This is a genomic window from Novosphingobium marinum (assembly GCF_013408095.1).
In the GTDB taxonomy this organism is placed as follows: Bacteria; Pseudomonadota; Alphaproteobacteria; order Sphingomonadales; family Sphingomonadaceae; genus Novosphingobium; species Novosphingobium marinum.
The window spans coordinates 143,183-158,611 of the sequence record NZ_JACBZF010000005.1; the positions used below are offsets into that span (position 1 = coordinate 143,183).

At 66.9% G+C, this 15,429-nt stretch carries 17 protein-coding genes; 9 read left to right on the top strand and 8 right to left on the bottom strand.

The features are described 5' to 3' along the window. The first annotated feature begins 220 nt into the window (after positions 1 to 220). Complete coding sequence (locus tag FHS75_RS13785; protein WP_179408279.1) at positions 221 to 1,378, top strand: sensor histidine kinase; 1,158 nt, start codon at positions 221 to 223, stop codon at positions 1,376 to 1,378. A 58-nt stretch (positions 1,379 to 1,436) separates the two neighbouring features. On the opposite strand, the gene FHS75_RS13790 is transcribed toward FHS75_RS13785, so the two are convergent. After that, on the bottom strand, positions 1,437 to 4,277 hold the full coding sequence (locus tag FHS75_RS13790) for a valine--tRNA ligase (RefSeq protein ID WP_179408280.1): 2,841 nt from the start codon (positions 4,275 to 4,277) through the stop codon (positions 1,437 to 1,439). Positions 4,278 to 4,381: 104 nt separating this feature from the next. Between FHS75_RS13790 and FHS75_RS13795 the strand changes: the two genes are divergently transcribed. Genes FHS75_RS13795 through FHS75_RS13810 form a run of 4 tightly spaced genes read left to right on the top strand, consistent with a single transcriptional unit; the run spans position 4,382 to position 7,859 of the window. Beyond that, on the top strand, positions 4,382 to 5,500 hold the full coding sequence (locus FHS75_RS13795; RefSeq protein WP_179408281.1) for an ABC transporter permease: 1,119 nt from the start codon (positions 4,382 to 4,384) through the stop codon (positions 5,498 to 5,500). Next, a complete protein-coding gene (locus FHS75_RS13800; protein ID WP_179408282.1) occupies positions 5,497 to 6,318 on the top strand; it encodes an ABC transporter ATP-binding protein in 822 nt (273 codons plus the stop codon). The genes FHS75_RS13795 and FHS75_RS13800 overlap by 4 nt, the downstream gene beginning before the upstream one ends. Positions 6,319 to 6,327: 9 nt before the next feature. Then, the gene (locus FHS75_RS13805) at positions 6,328 to 7,266 is read left to right on the top strand and encodes an MlaD family protein (protein ID WP_179408283.1); all 939 of its coding nucleotides are present in this window, start codon (positions 6,328 to 6,330) and stop codon (positions 7,264 to 7,266) included. Next, positions 7,263 to 7,859 carry an ABC-type transport auxiliary lipoprotein family protein gene (locus FHS75_RS13810; RefSeq protein ID WP_179408284.1) on the top strand — a complete coding sequence of 199 codons (597 nt, stop codon included), beginning with the start codon at positions 7,263 to 7,265 and terminating at the stop codon, positions 7,857 to 7,859. The genes FHS75_RS13805 and FHS75_RS13810 overlap by 4 nt, the downstream gene beginning before the upstream one ends. 19 nt (positions 7,860 to 7,878) lie before the next feature. On the opposite strand, the gene FHS75_RS13815 is transcribed toward FHS75_RS13810, so the two are convergent. The 7 genes from FHS75_RS13815 to crcB are packed head-to-tail and all read right to left on the bottom strand — an operon-like array spanning position 7,879 to position 12,372. Continuing rightward, positions 7,879 to 8,610, bottom strand: a complete 732-nt coding sequence (locus FHS75_RS13815) for an Nmad3 family putative nucleotide modification protein (protein WP_179408285.1) — start codon at positions 8,608 to 8,610, stop codon at positions 7,879 to 7,881. Positions 8,611 to 8,621: 11 nt separating this feature from the next. Beyond that, positions 8,622 to 9,317 carry an ATP12 family chaperone protein gene (locus tag FHS75_RS13820; RefSeq protein WP_179408286.1) on the bottom strand — a complete coding sequence of 232 codons (696 nt, stop codon included), beginning with the start codon at positions 9,315 to 9,317 and terminating at the stop codon, positions 8,622 to 8,624. Beyond that, on the bottom strand, positions 9,314 to 9,523 hold the full coding sequence (locus FHS75_RS13825) for a hypothetical protein (RefSeq protein ID WP_179408287.1): 210 nt from the start codon (positions 9,521 to 9,523) through the stop codon (positions 9,314 to 9,316). The genes FHS75_RS13820 and FHS75_RS13825 overlap by 4 nt, the downstream gene beginning before the upstream one ends. Continuing rightward, positions 9,520 to 10,170, bottom strand: coding sequence for an HAD-IA family hydrolase (locus tag FHS75_RS13830; RefSeq protein ID WP_179408288.1), 651 nt, complete (start codon positions 10,168 to 10,170; stop codon positions 9,520 to 9,522). Before FHS75_RS13830 ends, FHS75_RS13825 begins: the two co-directional genes overlap by 4 nt. Then, entirely contained in the window at positions 10,167 to 10,769 is a 603-nt protein-coding gene (locus FHS75_RS13835) for an FMN-binding negative transcriptional regulator (protein WP_179408289.1), read from the bottom strand. The genes FHS75_RS13830 and FHS75_RS13835 overlap by 4 nt, the downstream gene beginning before the upstream one ends. Continuing rightward, entirely contained in the window at positions 10,769 to 11,974 is a 1,206-nt protein-coding gene (locus tag FHS75_RS13840; RefSeq protein ID WP_179408290.1) for an RluA family pseudouridine synthase, read from the bottom strand. Before FHS75_RS13840 ends, FHS75_RS13835 begins: the two co-directional genes overlap by 1 nt. Then, on the bottom strand, positions 11,971 to 12,372 hold the full coding sequence (gene crcB / locus FHS75_RS13845; RefSeq protein WP_373285025.1) for a fluoride efflux transporter CrcB: 402 nt from the start codon (positions 12,370 to 12,372) through the stop codon (positions 11,971 to 11,973). The genes FHS75_RS13840 and crcB overlap by 4 nt, the downstream gene beginning before the upstream one ends. Positions 12,373 to 12,623: 251 nt before the next feature. Between crcB and rpsU the strand changes: the two genes are divergently transcribed. The 4 genes from rpsU (at position 12,624) to gatA (ending at position 15,428) form a co-directional block, all read left to right on the top strand. Further along, the gene (gene rpsU / locus FHS75_RS13850) at positions 12,624 to 12,830 is read left to right on the top strand and encodes a 30S ribosomal protein S21 (RefSeq protein ID WP_179408292.1); all 207 of its coding nucleotides are present in this window, start codon (positions 12,624 to 12,626) and stop codon (positions 12,828 to 12,830) included. 120 nt (positions 12,831 to 12,950) lie between these two features. Beyond that, complete coding sequence (locus FHS75_RS13855) at positions 12,951 to 13,529, top strand: FKBP-type peptidyl-prolyl cis-trans isomerase (protein ID WP_179408293.1); 579 nt, start codon at positions 12,951 to 12,953, stop codon at positions 13,527 to 13,529. A 112-nt stretch (positions 13,530 to 13,641) separates the two neighbouring features. Next, on the top strand, positions 13,642 to 13,944 hold the full coding sequence (gene gatC, locus FHS75_RS13860) for an Asp-tRNA(Asn)/Glu-tRNA(Gln) amidotransferase subunit GatC (RefSeq protein WP_179408294.1): 303 nt from the start codon (positions 13,642 to 13,644) through the stop codon (positions 13,942 to 13,944). Next, positions 13,941 to 15,428: an Asp-tRNA(Asn)/Glu-tRNA(Gln) amidotransferase subunit GatA gene (gene gatA / locus FHS75_RS13865; protein ID WP_179408295.1), complete on the top strand. Its 1,488-nt coding sequence runs from the start codon at positions 13,941 to 13,943 to the stop codon at positions 15,426 to 15,428. Before gatC ends, gatA begins: the two co-directional genes overlap by 4 nt. Position 15,429 lies beyond the last annotated feature (1 nt).

The following is a 15,429-nucleotide window of genomic DNA, read 5'->3' on the forward strand; positions in this document are numbered from 1 at the left end:
CGGCTTCGGCGCGGTAATGGACCCTGAAACGAGTTTAGGGTGACGATTGGCGAGAAAGGGCGACAAGCCGTCATGCTGAACTTGTTTCAGCATCTGTGTCCCGGTCGCCACATCAACCCGATTGGCGTGCTCGGGCGTTTGAGATACCAACCCATCCGCGGCCTTTCGTGTAAAGCCTCCTGCTTGGACGAAGAGGCTGCCTGTGCGGGAAGGCGACGGAGTGGAACAAATCATCGAGCACGGGGACTACATGCCGCACGGCATGTGCCTGTTGTGGGAGCCATGGCTCCTGATCCTGTGGGCCGGTTCGGACCTGCTGATTTTCCTGTCCTATACCGCGATCCCGCTGGCGCTGCTGACCGTGCTGCGCAAGCGCGCTGACGTCCCGCATGTCGGGATCGTCGCCCTTTTCGCCTCGTTCATCCTGTTTTGCGGCCTTACCCACCTGCTGGGAATCGTGACGCTTTGGTACCCGGTCTATCCGGTGGTGGGCGTGGTCAAGCTCATTACCGGGCTGATTTCGGTCACCACCGCTGTCGTGCTGTTCAGGCTTGTTCCCGCTCTTGTCGCCATACCCTCGCGGGACGCGCTGAGGCAGACCAACGACAGGCTTCGGGACGAGATCGCGGCGCACGAGGCAACGCTGGCCTCGCTCGAAAGGCTGGTCGAAGAGCGGACCCGCGACCTGAAGTCCGCCAACGCCACGCTGGCGGTGCAGGCGCGCGAGGCGGTCCATCGCAGTTCCAACCTGCTCGCGGTGGTGACCTCACTCGCGGTCCAGACCGCCAAGGGAGCGCAGCGAACCGAGGAATTCCTCGACGCTTTCCTCGCCCGCATCCGGGCGCTCGCCAGCGCGACCAAATCGATCGAGCGGACGAACGATACCTCGATCCGGCTCCGGACAGTCATCGACGAATGCCTCGGGGTCCTCGAAGGCACCTACGGGCAGCGTTTCTCGCGCGAGGGGCCGGTGATGATGGTCAATCCCGAAGCGGCCCAGCAGATCAGCCTTGCGCTTCACGAACTGGCGACCAATGCGCAGAAGTACAGCCTGTCTGCGTCGGACGCGGTTCGCATCGACATTTCATGGAGCGTGACCGACGCGGTCTTCGAACTGGTCTGGCGCGAGCACGGCGGCGGCCGGGCGGCTGCGGACGGCGATGGCGATACGCGCGCCGAGGGTTTCGGCACCAAGCTGCTGACGAGGGTGGTGCCCACGATGCTCAAGGGCAGCGCCTCGCGGACGCTGGGCCCGGACGGTCTGACCTACCGGCTCGTCGCTCCGCTGGTCGCCGTCACCGCGAGCGACAATGTCGACGATGCCGACCGGCTGGCGGCGCGTATTGTCGACGATACCTTCGGCCTCAGCCCCACCTGACGCGCGGGCGGGGCGGGCGGCACCGATCGCGTCCGGCGCTGCCCGGCGCGCCGGTCACTCAGCCCAGCCGCGCCAGCGCTGCCTCGAGCCGCCTTGCCTCGGCGGCGTGGTGCTCGTGGTCGGCGCGCGCCTTTTCGACGGCCTCGGGTTTCGCCTTCTCGACGAACCTGGGGTTTTCCAGACGCCTGGCGAGCGAATCGCGTTCCTTTTGCGAGGTCTGCATGGCCTTCGACAGTCGGGCCTTCTCGGCCTCGATGTCGATCACGCCTTCGAGCGGGATCTCGATGTCACCACCAATTAAGGGAAAGACAGCTTTGGCGCCATCAGGGACCGGTGGATGATTAGGGCGCCCAAATTGTCCACTTAACGGACGGTAGGCTTTGTCTAGTCTCGCAAGTCTTTTGAGTGACCGCTCAACCATTGAAAACGTCAGGTCTCCAAAATCATCATTCGCAGTAAACCAAGCATTCAATTGTATGCTCGGCGCGATGTTCAATTCAACTCGCGTTGACCGAATGCGCGAAACAGCATCGATTAGCCAACCTATCTGACTTTTTGCTCCTTGGTCGACTTTGGCACCGGGCTCGGGCCACTTCGCGGTTATCAGGGGATAGCCCGCGCGGTCGCCGAGGGCGCTCCACAGTTCCTCGGTGACGAACGGCATGAACGGGTGGAGCATGACGAGGATCTGGTCGAGCACCCAGCCGGCGACGGCGCGCGTCTCATCGTCGACCTGGCCCTTGATGAGTTCGAGGTACCAGTCGCAGAAGCGGTCCCAGACGAAGTGGTATATGGTGTTGGCGGCGGCATCGAAGCGCAGGTCGGCCATCGCCCTGTCGAGTTCGGCCAGCGTCTCGACCACTTCGCCGACGATCCACTTGTTGACCGCGTGGGTGGCGGGAGGAGCGGCGATGGTGCTGCTCGCGCCGATGTCGTTCGACTGGCAGAAACGCGCCGCGTTCCACAGCTTGGTCGCGAAATTGCGGTATCCCTCGACCCGGCGCTCGTCCATTTTCACGTCGCGGCCCTGGCTCTCCATCGCCGCCATGAAGAAGCGCAGCGCATCGGCGCCGTACTGGTCGATCAGGCCGAGCGGATCGACGACGTTGCCCTTCGACTTCGACATCTTCTGCCCGTCGGCCGCGCGCACCAGGCCGTGGAGATAGAGCCGCTTCCACGGCACCTCCTTCATGAAGTGCAGCCCCTGCATCGCCATGCGCGCGTCCCAGAAGAACAGGATGTCGAAGCCGGAGATGAGCAGGTCGTTGGGGTAATGCTTCTCGAGGAGCGCGGTGTCGTCGGGCCAGCCGAGCGTCGCGAAGGGCCACAGCGCGGAGGAGAACCACGTGTCGAGCACGCTGTCGTCGCGGCGCAGCCAGATCTTCTCGGGCGCGCCCTGGTTGTTGAGCGCGTCGACCGTCTGCTTCTCGATCTCGGCCATGCCCTCGGTCAGCTCGATCTCGGCGAAGCGGTCGCCGTAGTATTCGCGCGCCTGTGCCAGGATCGCCTCGTCGTCCTCGCCCACGAACACCGGGTTCTGCGTGTTGTCGGCGAAGTCGAACCACAGGTACTCGCCGTCCCAGCTGGGGCCGTAGGCGGCGGGGATGCGGTGGCCCCACCACAGCTGGCGCGAAACGCACCAGGGCTGGATGTTCTCCATCCAGTTGAAGAAGGTCTTCTCCCAGGTCTTGGGCACGATCTCGATGCTGCCGTCGCGCACCGCGGCGAGCGGGGCCTTCGCAAGTTCCCCGGCATTCGCGTACCACTGGTCGGTCAGCCAGGGTTCGATGACAACGCCGCCGCGGTCGCCGAAGGGAGTCTGGATGACGCGGTCCTCGATCTCGCCCAGCAGGCCGAGTTCGTCCATCATCGCGACCACGCGCTTGCGCGCCTCGAACCGGTCGAGACCGACGAGTTCGGCGGGTACGAGCTGGTCCGAGGTCTGGACGACGCGAGCCTCCGCATCGAGCATGTTGAGCATGTCGGCGGGCGCGATCCCGGCGCGCTTGCCCACGTCGAAGTCGTTGAAATCGTGGCCCGGCGTGATCTTCACCGCGCCCGACCCGAGCTCGGGATCGGCATGCTCGTCCGCCACGACGGGAATGAGCCGCCCGGTGATCGGGAGCTTCACGTGCTTGCCGATTACAGCCCTGTAACGCTCGTCGTCGGGATGGACGGCAAGCGCCATGTCGGCCAGCATCGTCTCGGGCCGGGTGGTGGCGACGACGATGTGATCCGCGCCGCCGGGCAGGGTGACGCCGTCCGCCAGCGGGTAGCGGAAGTGCCAGAACTTGCCCTGCATCTCGCGCGTTTCGACCTCGAGGTCGGAGATCGCGGTCTTCAGCTTGGGGTCCCAGTTGACCAGCCGCTTGTCGCGGTAGACCAGCCCCTGCCGGTAGAGATCGACGAAGACCTTCACCACCGCCTTCGTGAAGTGCGGGTCCATGGTGAACTGCTCGCGGCTCCAGTCCATCGAGCAGCCGAGGCGGCGAAGCTGGCGGGTGATGGTGCCACCGCTTTCGTGCTTCCAGTCCCACACCTTGTCGACGAATTCGTCGCGGGTGTAGTTCGTGCGCTTGTCCTGCCGCTCCTCGAGCTGGCGTTCGACGACCATCTGGGTCGCGATGCCGGCGTGATCGGTACCCACTACCCACAGCGCATCCTTGCCGCGCATGCGCTCGTAGCGGATCACGATGTCCTGCAGCGTATTGTCGAGCGCGTGCCCGATGTGCAGGCTTCCGGTAACGTTTGGCGGCGGGTTCACGATGGTGAAGGGGGCCGCATCGGGGCGCTCGGGCCGGAACAGGCCGTTGTCCTCCCAATGGGCGTACCACCTCGCCTCGATCGCGGCGGGATCGAAAGTCTTGTCGAGCATCGTGCCGGAAGCGTTCGTCGTCATGGCGCGGGGCTTTGCCAGCGCGCGCACACGGGTGCAAGCCTGAGCGCGCACCCGCCGCGATGCACTTGTGCCGCCACCCTTTTTCCGACATGAACAAAAACGGAATGAGGCAGTGGGCAGATTTTTCGCTCGTCGAAGGCGAAGGCGGAGGCGAGGGGACGACTCTCGCGATCGAGGGCCCGCTTCGCGTACACGCGATCGGCGATCTCGACCGGCGGCTGGAACAGCTCGATCATCCCTTTAACCGCGTCGACCTGTCGGGCGTCACCGAGATCGATACGACCGGCGCGTGGCTTGCCTGGCAATTCGCCGAAGACCACGATGCCGAAATCGTCGGAGAAAGCGAGCAGGCAAGGCGGCTGATCGCGGCGATCAGTTCGGTCGAAGACCGGCCCTACGATCCGCCTCCCGAACCCGGCCCGATCAAGCGCGTGGCCGCCGAAACGGGGGAAATCGTGGCGGGCTGGGGAACAGGCTTCGTCGCGGTGCTGGGCTTTCTCGGCGCGACTCTGTCCTCTTTCGGCAGCATCATCGCCCATCCCGGCCGCATGCGCTGGAAGGCGCTGGTGCGCCAGATGCAGCTCGTCGGGGTCAACTCGCTGCCGATCATCGGGCTGATGAGCTTTCTCATCGGCATCGTCATCGCGCAGCAGGGCGCGGTGCAGCTCGCCCAGTTCGGGGCGGAAATCTACACGATCAACCTGACCGGGCGGCTCTCGCTGCGCGAACTGGGCATCCTGATGACCGCGATCATGGTCGCGGGCCGGTCGGGTTCGGCCTTCGCCGCGCAGATCGGCACGATGAACCTCACCGAGGAAATCGACGCGATGCGCACGATCGGCGTCTCGCCGATGGAGGCGCTCGTGGTTCCGCGCGTGCTCGCGGCCATGCTGATGATGCCGCTGCTCGGCTTCTATTCGGCGGTTCTGGCGATCATCGGGGGCGCGTTCATCTCGGCCTTCGCGCTCGACATCCCGTTCTTCACGTTCCTGTCGCGCATTCAGGAAGTGGTGCCCATCCACGACTTGTGGATCGGCCTCATCAAGGGACCGGTATTCGGCCTGATCGTCTCGCTGGCGGGCTGCTACCACGGCATGCAGGTGAAGGGTAACGCCGAGGAAGTCGGCCTTCGCACGACCCAGGCGGTGGTCACCGCGATCTTCACGGTGATCGTGCTCGACGCGTTCTTCGCGATCTTTTTCTCGGAGCTCGGCTGGGAATGAGCGATCCGGTTCCCGAGTATCCCATCATCGTCGAAGGACTGGTCAACCGCTTCGGCAGCTTCACGATCCACCAGGATCTCGACCTCAAGGTCCGCCGCGGCGAGATCATCGGCGTCGTCGGCGGTTCGGGCACGGGCAAGTCGGTGCTGATGCGATCGATCATCGGGCTGCAGATTCCGGCAGAAGGTTCGATCGAGGTGCTCGGCCACTCGATCACCGAGGCCGAGGACGACGAGGACATCGACATCCGTTCGCGCTGGGGGGTGCTGTTCCAGGGCGGCGCGCTGTTCTCGACGCTGACCGTGGGCGAGAACGTCGAGGTTCCGCTCAAGCAGTTCTATCCCGAGCTGAGCGACGAGCTGCGGCAGGAGATCGCCCGGTTCAAGGTCCAGCTTTCCGGCCTTCCCGAGGAAGCGGCCTACAAGTATCCGTCCGAACTTTCGGGCGGCATGAAGAAGCGTGCCGGCCTTGCGCGCGCCTTGGCACTCGATCCCGAGCTGCTCTTCCTCGACGAGCCGACCGCCGGCCTCGATCCCATTGGCGCGGCCGCCTTCGACCGGCTCACGAGGGAACTCAAGGAGACGCTGGGACTTACCGTATTCCTGATCACCCACGACCTCGACACGCTTTACGAGATTTGCGACCGGGTCGCGGTGCTGGCGGACAAGCAGGTCATCGCGGTCGGCACGATCCCGGAACTGCTCGCGACGGACCATCCGTGGATCCAAGAATACTTCAATGGCCCGCGCGGCCGGAACGCGAAAGATTCGCAGGACCGGGTCAAGGGCATGGACAAGCTGTCCGCCGGGAGTTCATAGGGTTAGCGAATGGAAACGCGGGCAAATCATATCATTGTCGGGGCCGTCACGCTGGCGCTGCTGGCGATCCTTGCGTTCTTCATCGTGTGGATCGCCCGCCTGAACGAGGGTGAGCAGAACCGCTACGACATCTTCTTCAAGCAGTCGGTCGACGGGCTCGCGAAGGGATCGGAAGTCGCCTACTCGGGCGTGCCGGTCGGGCAGGTGACCCAGATCGAGCTGTGGGACGAGGACCCGAGCTTCGTGCGCGTGCGCATCTCCGTGAAAGAGGACGTGCCCGTCCTGCAGGGGACCACCGCGTCGATCCAGGGCAGCTTCACCGGCGTTTCCGACATCCAGCTCGAAGGCGCGCAGAAGGGTGCGCCGCCGCTGACCGAGCCGGGTCCGGAAGGCGTGCCGGTGATCCCGACGAAGCGAAGCGGCCTTGGCGAAATCCTCTCGAACGCACCGCTCCTGCTCGAACGGCTGGCGACGCTGACGGAGCGGCTGAACATGCTCCTTTCCGACGACAACCAGCGCGCGATTTCGGGCATCCTTGCCAACACCAACAGGATGAGCGCCGACCTTGCCCAGGCGACCCCTCGCATCGATGCGACGCTTGCCGAACTGCAGGGCACGCTGGGGCAGGCGACGCAGACGCTCGCCGCGTTCGAAGGCGTCGCGGGCAAGGCCGACACCTTGCTCGGCGACGAGGGCAGTTCGCTGGCCGAACAGCTGCGCGCGACACTCGCTTCCGCCGAGGAAGCCTCGAACGAGCTCAAGACCACGCTTGCCTCGGCGCAGCCGGCGCTGAACCAGGTCTCCGATTCGACGCTTCCCGCCGCCGAGGCCGCGATCCGCGACCTGCGCGCCACCAGCCGCGCGCTGCGCCGCGTTACCGAGAAGATCGACGAGCAGGGCGCTGGCGCCTTGCTCAAGGGCCCGCAACTGCCGGATTACGAGCCATGACCGCACGACTTTCCAAACCCCTTGCAGCGCTGGCCGCAGCATCCGCTCTGCTCGCCGGCTGCGTCAGCTTCGGCCCCGAAGTGCCCGAACAGCTCATCGGCCTTACGCCCGAGATGACGGCGACGGCAGGGGAGATGGCCAGGGCCGACGCCGGTCCCTCTTTCGTCGTGCTCGATCCCGACGTCGGCCAGAAGCTCGACGTGCTGCGCGTGCCCGTCCAGATCGATCCGTCCTCCATCGCCTATGTGCAGGATGCGACATGGGTCGAGCGGCCGGCGCGCCAGTTCCGCAGCCTGCTGGCCGAAACGATCCGCGCCAAGACCGGTCGGCTCGTCATCGAGGGTGACGATCTGGAAGTGACCGGCGACCTGTTCGTCTCGGGCCGCCTTCTCGACATGGGTTACGACGTCGGCTCGCAATCGGTCGTCGTGCGGTACGACGCGGTGCTTGAGGGCCGCGACGGTGCCGTCCGCTCGCGTCGCTTCGAATCGCGCGTTCCGGGCGTATCCGCAACGGCGGTGTCGGTTGCTCCGGCGCTGAACCGGGCCGCCAACGACGTCGCACAGCAAGTCGCCGACTGGCTGGTCTCTTGAGGGCGGGGGCTCAGGAGCGTCAGCCGCGCCCGATCTCGGCGACGATGCCCGCAAGCCATGCATGCGCGCGCTCGTCTTCGCCGATGTCGCAGACGAACTCCTGACCTCGCTTCACCGAATCGAGTTCGCCCGGAACCGCCCAGCGCCCCGGCCTCGCATGATAGCTCAGGCCCAGTTCGCCCAGCCATGGCGGTACACGCCAGCGGTTGAGCGGGCCGCGCTCGATCGTCAGCCGCAGCGCCTTTGACGCGCGCCGGGCCACGGCGGCCTGTCCGAAATAGAGCGTGTTGTTGCGGTCCCACTCGCCCGCCATGTGCGGATGCGGTCTTGGCGGATCGCGCCACTTTGCATCCGACCGCACTTCGTCGGGCGAGCCGCAGGCATCGACGGTCATCGTCGCGAAGATGCGGTGATGCGGTTCGCCGGTATCCTCGTCGGCGAAAAGGCCGAAGAACAGGAACGTGTCGCCTGCGCCCACGCCCTGCTTTCGAAGGTGGCCCTGCGCCGCGCCGCACTGGCCGAACCAGCAGTATCCGTCCGCGAACATGGGATCGTCGTGGCAGGTGTCGCTCGCCGCGATGCGGCCTTTCGTCAGCCGGTTCACGATCTCCCCATGCCCCAGCGCACCGTAGGTCGCTTCCGAGCGCGAGGCGGCCGGGATGGGAAGCGAGAGCGGACGGCCCGCGACGATCGGCGAAGGCACGCCGCCTGCGGTGGAATCGAATCCCTTGCGACTGAAGATCATGCGCATGCGAGGGCGGATCAGTCTCCCGCCAGCGCCGCGAAGCGCATGGCCAGTTCGAACGCCTCGAAACGCATTTTCGCGCGCTCCCCGGCCTCGGCGTCGCGGCCCCAGAGCTCGGCCTGCCAGTCCGCCTCGAACTCGGCAGCGCGCCACAGGGTCCGGGCGTCGCTGCTTGCCTCCAGCGCGGTCAGCCCGACGACCAGCGAGGCGGCGAGGCTGGTCGTCGTCTTGAGCGCGGCGAGCGCGAAGGCATCCCTGCTTTCCAGCACCGCCTGCATCCGGGCCAGCGTTTCGGCGGCCTGCGGGCGGTGGACGATGCCGCTCACGCGCTCGAACCGCACGTCCCAGCGATGCTCCGCCGCTTCGAGCAGCGGGTCCCAGACCTCGCACTGGCGGGCATGCAGTGCCTCGCCCTCGTCGCCGCGGTAACACAGCGTGTCTGTCTCGGCATAGGGAAGCAGTTCGCGGATCGCCGCCGCGCGGTCTGGCGCGACGACATCGATCGCATAGTCGGCAAGATCGCGCATCGGGAAGGCGGCGGGATCGACCTTCTCGCCCTGCGCATCCCACTCGGCCGCAAGCGCTTCGGCGAGCGCGCGCGTCGGCACCGCCTGCGGGCGCCCGCCCACGGTCTTCACCCCGCGTCCGTCGAGGTGGACTTGCCAGCCCCCTGCGACTTCGCTTGCTTCGGCGACCTTCCAGAACCGCTTCATTCGGGCGGGGACCGCCAGTGCCGGGCGAGGTACGTGGGCAGGAACAGCGCCTCGAACAGCCCGACGACGATGAGCAGGTAGCCGAGCACCGGCGGCCAGTCGAGCCTGCCTCCCATCACCATGACCCCGAGCACGAACAGCACTGCGCCAGAAATGCGCATGAGCTGCAGGACAAGGAAACGGTTGCGGTCTCGGTTCTCGGTCATCGCAGGAGGTGCCCTTCCAGTTGCAGGGTATTGTCGGCGACGAATTCGGCACCTGCTGCGATCAGTTCGTCGGGCGCGTGATAGCCCCACGCGACGCCGATGGCGCGCACGCCTGCCTCGCGGGCCATGAGCATGTCGTAGGTGGTGTCTCCGATCATCACCGCCTCGGCAGGCCGTGCGCCCGCTTCGGACAGCGCGGCCTCGAGCATTTCGGGATGCGGTTTGGAGGCATTGCGGTCGGCAGTCTGGAGCGTGACAAAACGATGCGCGATGCCCAGGCTCTCCAGGCAGTGCGTCAGGCCCCGGCTCGACATTCCGGTCGCCACGCCCATCGTCCAGCCCGCCTCGGCCAGCCGCCCGAGCGTCTCGGCCATCCCCTCGATCAGCGGCTGCGAAAGCGTGCCCGCCGATCGCGCGGCGCGAAACGCGTCCTTGTAGGCCTGCACGACTTCGCCTTGCGTGCCCGCGTCGGCATCGGGAGCAAGCGCGCGCACCGCTTGCGGCAGGCTCAGCCCGACGATCCGGCGAACGTCGTTTCGCGGGGGAAGCGGCAGGTGGTGCCGGGCGAAGGCCGTCTCCATCGCCTCGCAGATGCTGGCCTGCCCGTCGATCAGGGTGCCATCGCAATCGAACACCGCGAGCTTCACGGAGCGAAGGTCCGCATCAGTTCGGCAAGCGCGGGCGACCCGGCACGCTCGAGCCCCTCGATCACGCGTGCCCGGTCGGCAGCCGGGTGGTTTTGCGAAAGCTTGAAGGTCGGGCGCCAGGCCTGCACTTCCATCTCGAAGCCGGTGATGTAGCGCATCATCGGGCGCAGCTTGTCGTCGGGCACCTCGTCCATCGACCACGCTTCGCCATTACCCAGCCGCTCCTCGTGCGTTTCGACGAGCGTGCGCAGCATGCCGTCGAGACCGTCGCCGTCCATGCGGCGAACGCGGCCTTCGAGCTCGACCGAGACGTAGTTCCAGGTCGGCACTTCCTCGCGGTCGCCGTACCAGCGCGGCGAGACGTAGGCATCGGGACCGTTGACCACCGCGAGCACGGTCTCGCCGTCTAGATGGGCGGTCAGCGCGTTGCCGTTCGACAGGTGGAACTGCACGGCGCCGTCGCCGGTAGAGAAAAGCGGCGTGTGCGCCACGCGCGGCCCGTGCGGAGTGGCGGCAAATACCATGCCGAAGCCGATCTGCTCGACGAGTGCTTCGAGAACGGCGCGGTCCTCGAAGCGGAATGCCTGGTGCGGGTGCATCAGCGCCGCCCCCTTCCGCCGCCCTTGCCGCCGCCACTCCTGCCCCTGGGCGAGCCCGGCCCCTTGCGCACCGGGCTGCCGCCGCTGCGCGACTTGCCGCCCTTACGCTCGCCCGGCCCGGCGCTCGTCCGGCGGTCGCGCCGCTCGCCGCGCCGTTCCTTGCGAACCTGCTTGGAATGCGCTCTTGCCGCGCGCTTCTTCGCCTCGCGCGATGCTTCCACAGGTTCCTCGACCAGTTCGGCGCCGTCGGCCTCGTCGAAGCCCAGCTGCTCCATGCTTGCCGCGAAATGCGCCGGGAGCGGGGCCGTCACGTCGAGCGGCGCGCCGTCCGGGTGGTCGATTACGAGATGGCGGGCGTGCAGGTGCATCTTGCGGCTGATCGATCCGGTCAGGAACGCGTCCTGCCCGCCGTACTTGCCGTCGCCGACGATGGGATGGCCGATGGCCGCCATGTGGACGCGAAGCTGATGCGTGCGCCCGGTCAGCGGGTGTAGCTCGACCCAGGCGGCGCGGTTTCCGGCACGGTCGACGATGCGATAGCGGGTACGCGCGGGCTGGCCGCGTTCCTCGTCGACCCACATCTTCTCGCCGCCCGTTCCCGGCTGCTTGGCCAGCGGCAGCTCGATAAGCCCGTCGGATACTTCGGGCACGCCGATCACCAGCGCCCAGTAGACCTTCTTTGCGGAGCGACCGGAGAACCGCTTCGAGAAAAACGCCGCGCTACCGGGCGTGCGCGCGATCAGGAGGACGCCGCTCGTGTCCTTGTCGAGCCGGTGAACGAGCCGCGGGCGCGGGCCGTCGCTGCCTTCGGGAATGAACGCGTCGAGCAGACCGTCGACGTGATTGTTCGTCTTCGTCCCACCTTGCGTGGCGAGGCCCGGCGGCTTGTTGAGCACGATCGCGGCGCGGTCCTGCGTCAGCACCATCGCATCGGCCTCTGCGATTTCCTCGTCGGTAAGCTCACGGCGCGGTCGCGCAGCCTTGCCGCCTTTCGGATCGCCGCCGGGAGGCACGCGGAGCGTCTGCCCCGTTTCGAGCCGCAAGGCGGTATCGGCGCGCTTGCCGTCGACTCGGATCTGCCCGGTGCGCGCCCAGCGCGATACGGTGGCGAAGCCGATCTGCGGCAAGTGACGCTTGAACCAGCGGTCGAGCCGGATGCCGTCGTCGTCGGCGCCGACGGTGAACTGGCGGACGTTGTCGCTCATACGACCAGCCGCATCACGATAAGGCCGATATAGAGCCCGCTCAGCCCCGCGAGCACCGAGACGGCCGCGTAGAGGAACGCCTGTGCTCCCTGCCCGCGCTCCATCAGCAGCATGATCTCGAGGCTGAAAGAGGAGAACGTCGTGAACCCGCCGAGCAGGCCGACACCGATCAGCAGCCGAAGCTGCTCTCCCCCCTGTCCGAAGCGGGCAAGCCAGCCGGCGAGCACGCCCATCGCCATGCTGCCGATGACGTTGGCGGCCAGCGTCGCCCACGGGAAGGCGGCGACCACGGGCGCGCCCAGCCAGTGGGTCATCGCGCGTCCCAGCTGGTAGCGCAGGAGTGCGCCGATCCCGCCGCCGAGCGCGACGTACATCGATGCGAGGAGGGGGTGGGGCATGGCCATCGCGCCCCCGCATAGACCGCCTCTTGCGACTTTCCAAATGCTTCCCATATCATAAGCAAGGCAAGTGGCGCTGTGCGCCGCACTTTTCGCGCGCGGTTTGCCTTGCCATTGCCGCACCGCTCTGCTAGCGGCGGCGCGTTCAAGCCGGCCTGTGAGGGTGCGGCCCGTTTTTACATTCATTCAACGGCTATCCGCGAAAAGCAGGTATCGCGGCTCTGCCGGTCAATTGCGAGGTGTTTCGGTTTATGCAGATCATGGTACGCGACAACAACGTTGATCAGGCCCTTCGTGCGCTCAAGAAGAAGCTGCAGCGCGAGGGGGTGTACCGTGAGATGAAGCTGCGCCGTCACTACGAGAAGCCGTCCGAGAAGCGCGCCCGCGAAAAGGCCGCCGCGGTCCGCCGCGCGCGCAAGCTCGAGCGCAAGCGCGCCGAGCGCGACGGCGTACGCTAAGCGCGCTTGATCGCGCAGCAGCGTTGAGCCAATAGGGCGCGAAGGATCGAATCCTCCGCGCCCTTTTTCGTATCCGGCCCGCCTTTTCGGGGCGGTCCGCCAAGCAGACAGGTTTGCCGCATGTCCGAAGTTACCCGCGTTCCCCTCCAGCCGATCGCCAAGGGCGCGCTGTCGAAACTCTGGCTCGGCATCGCCGTCGTCGCGCTTGCCGCGGGCGGTATCGCCTGGGCCGCGCTGCCTCCCTCGGTCGACGTGACCACGCTGGCAGAGGGCACCGGCCCGTCGCCCACATCGCAGGATGTCGCGCTCGTCAACTACAAGGGCATGCTCCCGGACGGCACCGTGTTCGACCAGGGCGAACGCGCGGTGTTCCCGCTCAACGAGGTCGTTCCCGGCTTCGCCCGCGCGCTTTCCCAGATGCAGCGCGGCGGCCGCTACCGCGCCGAGATCCCCGCCGCGCTTGCCTATGGCGACGAGCAGGTGGGAGATGTTCCGGCGGGCAGCGACCTGACGTTCGAGATCGAACTGCTCGACTATCGCAGCCGCGCGGAGATCGAGCAGCAGCAGCGGATCATGCAGCAGCTCCAGCAGATGCAGGGCCAGCAAATGCAGGGAATGCCCGGCGGCATGCCGCCCGGAGCCGTCCCGCCGGGCACGGGCGCTCCCGGCGAACCGCCGGCAGGCGTTCCGCAACCCTGAGACCCCGCACGCTCCCCACCCGCTTGAAGCGGGCGGGGCGCGGTGTTAGCGCGCATCAGGGCAGGGCCGGTCCGTTCCGGCCCGCTTTCACAGAACGCACCAAGGAACTGCCATGTCGGTCGATACCGCAACAGTGGCCAAGATCGCCTCGCTCGCCCGGATAAAGCTGTCCGAGGAAGAGCTTGCGGCGATGGTCCCCGAACTCAACGCGATCCTCGGCTGGGTCGAGCAACTCGGCGAGGTCGACGTGTCCGGCATCGAGCCGATGACCGCGGTGATAGAGAACCACCTGCGGCTGCGCGCGGACGAGATCGACGCCGATCCGCTGACCGGCGGCGGCAAGCGCGACGCCGTGCTGGCCAACGCTCCTGCCGCAGAGCACGGCTTCTTCGGCGTCCCCAAGGTGATCGAATGACCGAGCTGACCGAACTGGGCGTCGCGCAGATCCGCGACGGAGTCGCCTCGGGCGATTTCACCGCCGTCGAGGTGGCCGAGGCGTTCAACGCCAACGTCGCCGCCGCGAACGATGCGCTCAACGCCTTCATCGTGGCGACTCCGGAAAAGGCGATCGAGGCGGCGAAGGCCGTCGATGCGAAGCGCGCCAAGGGCGAGGCGCCGGGCAAGATGGGCGGCGTGCCCATCGGCATGAAGGACCTGTTCGCCACGAAAGGCGTGCAGACCACCGCCGCCAGCCACATCCTCGAAGGCTTCGCGCCCGAGTACGAGAGCACCGTCTCGCAGCGGCTGTGGGACGCAGGCGCGGGCATGCTGGGCAAGCTCAACATGGACCAGTTCGCGATGGGCTCGTCGAACGAGACCAGCCATTTCGGCGATGTCGTCAATCCCTGGCGCGCGGCGGGCGGCGGCAACGCGGGCCTCGCGCCCGGCGGCTCCTCTGGCGGCAGTTCGGCGGCTGTCGCGGCGCGGCTTTGCCCGGCTGCGACCGGCACCGATACCGGCGGTTCGATCCGCCAGCCGGCTGCCTTCACCGGCATCACCGGCATCAAGCCGACCTACGGGCGCTGCTCGCGCTGGGGCATCGTCGCCTTCGCCTCCTCGCTCGACCAGGCAGGGCCGATGGCGCGAGACACGCGCGATTGCGCGATCATGCTCGAGGCGATGGCTGGCTTCGATCCCAAGGATTCGACCAGCCTCGACATGGATGTCCCCGCGTGGGAGGCGAACCTCTCGCCCGACATGAAGGGCAAGCGCGTCGGCATCCCGCGCGAATACCGCATGGACGGAATGGACGCCGATATCGTCAAGAGCTGGGAAGACGGCGTCACCTGGCTGCGCGATGCAGGGGCCGAGATCGTCGATATCTCGTTGCCGCACACAAAGTACGCGCTGCCCGCGTACTACATCATCGCGCCTGCCGAAGCGTCCTCGAACCTCGCGCGTTACGACGGCGTGCGGTATGGTCTGCGCGAGCTGCCCGACGGCGCGAACCTGCAGGACATGTACGCCGCCACCCGCTCCGCCGGGTTCGGAGCCGAAGTGAAGCGCCGTATCCTGATCGGCACCTACGTCCTGTCGGCGGGCTTTTACGACGCCTACTACACGCAGGCGCAGAAGGTGCGCACGCTGATCAGCCACGATTTCCGGAACGCCTTTGCCGAGTGCGACGTCATCCTCGCGCCTACCGCGCCGTCCGCCGCGTTCGCGCTGGGCGACAAGAGCGACGATCCGCTGGCGATGTACCTCAACGACGTCTTCGCGGTGCCCGCCTCGATGGCCGGGCTACCCGCGATGAGCGTGCCCGCCGGCCTCAACCGCGATGGCCTGCCGCTTGGCCTGCAGATCATCGGCAACGCCTTCGACGAGCAGGGCGTGCTGAACGCCGGCCTCGCCATCGAACAGCGCGCGGGTTTCACCGCAAAGCCGGAGAAGTGGTGGTAAG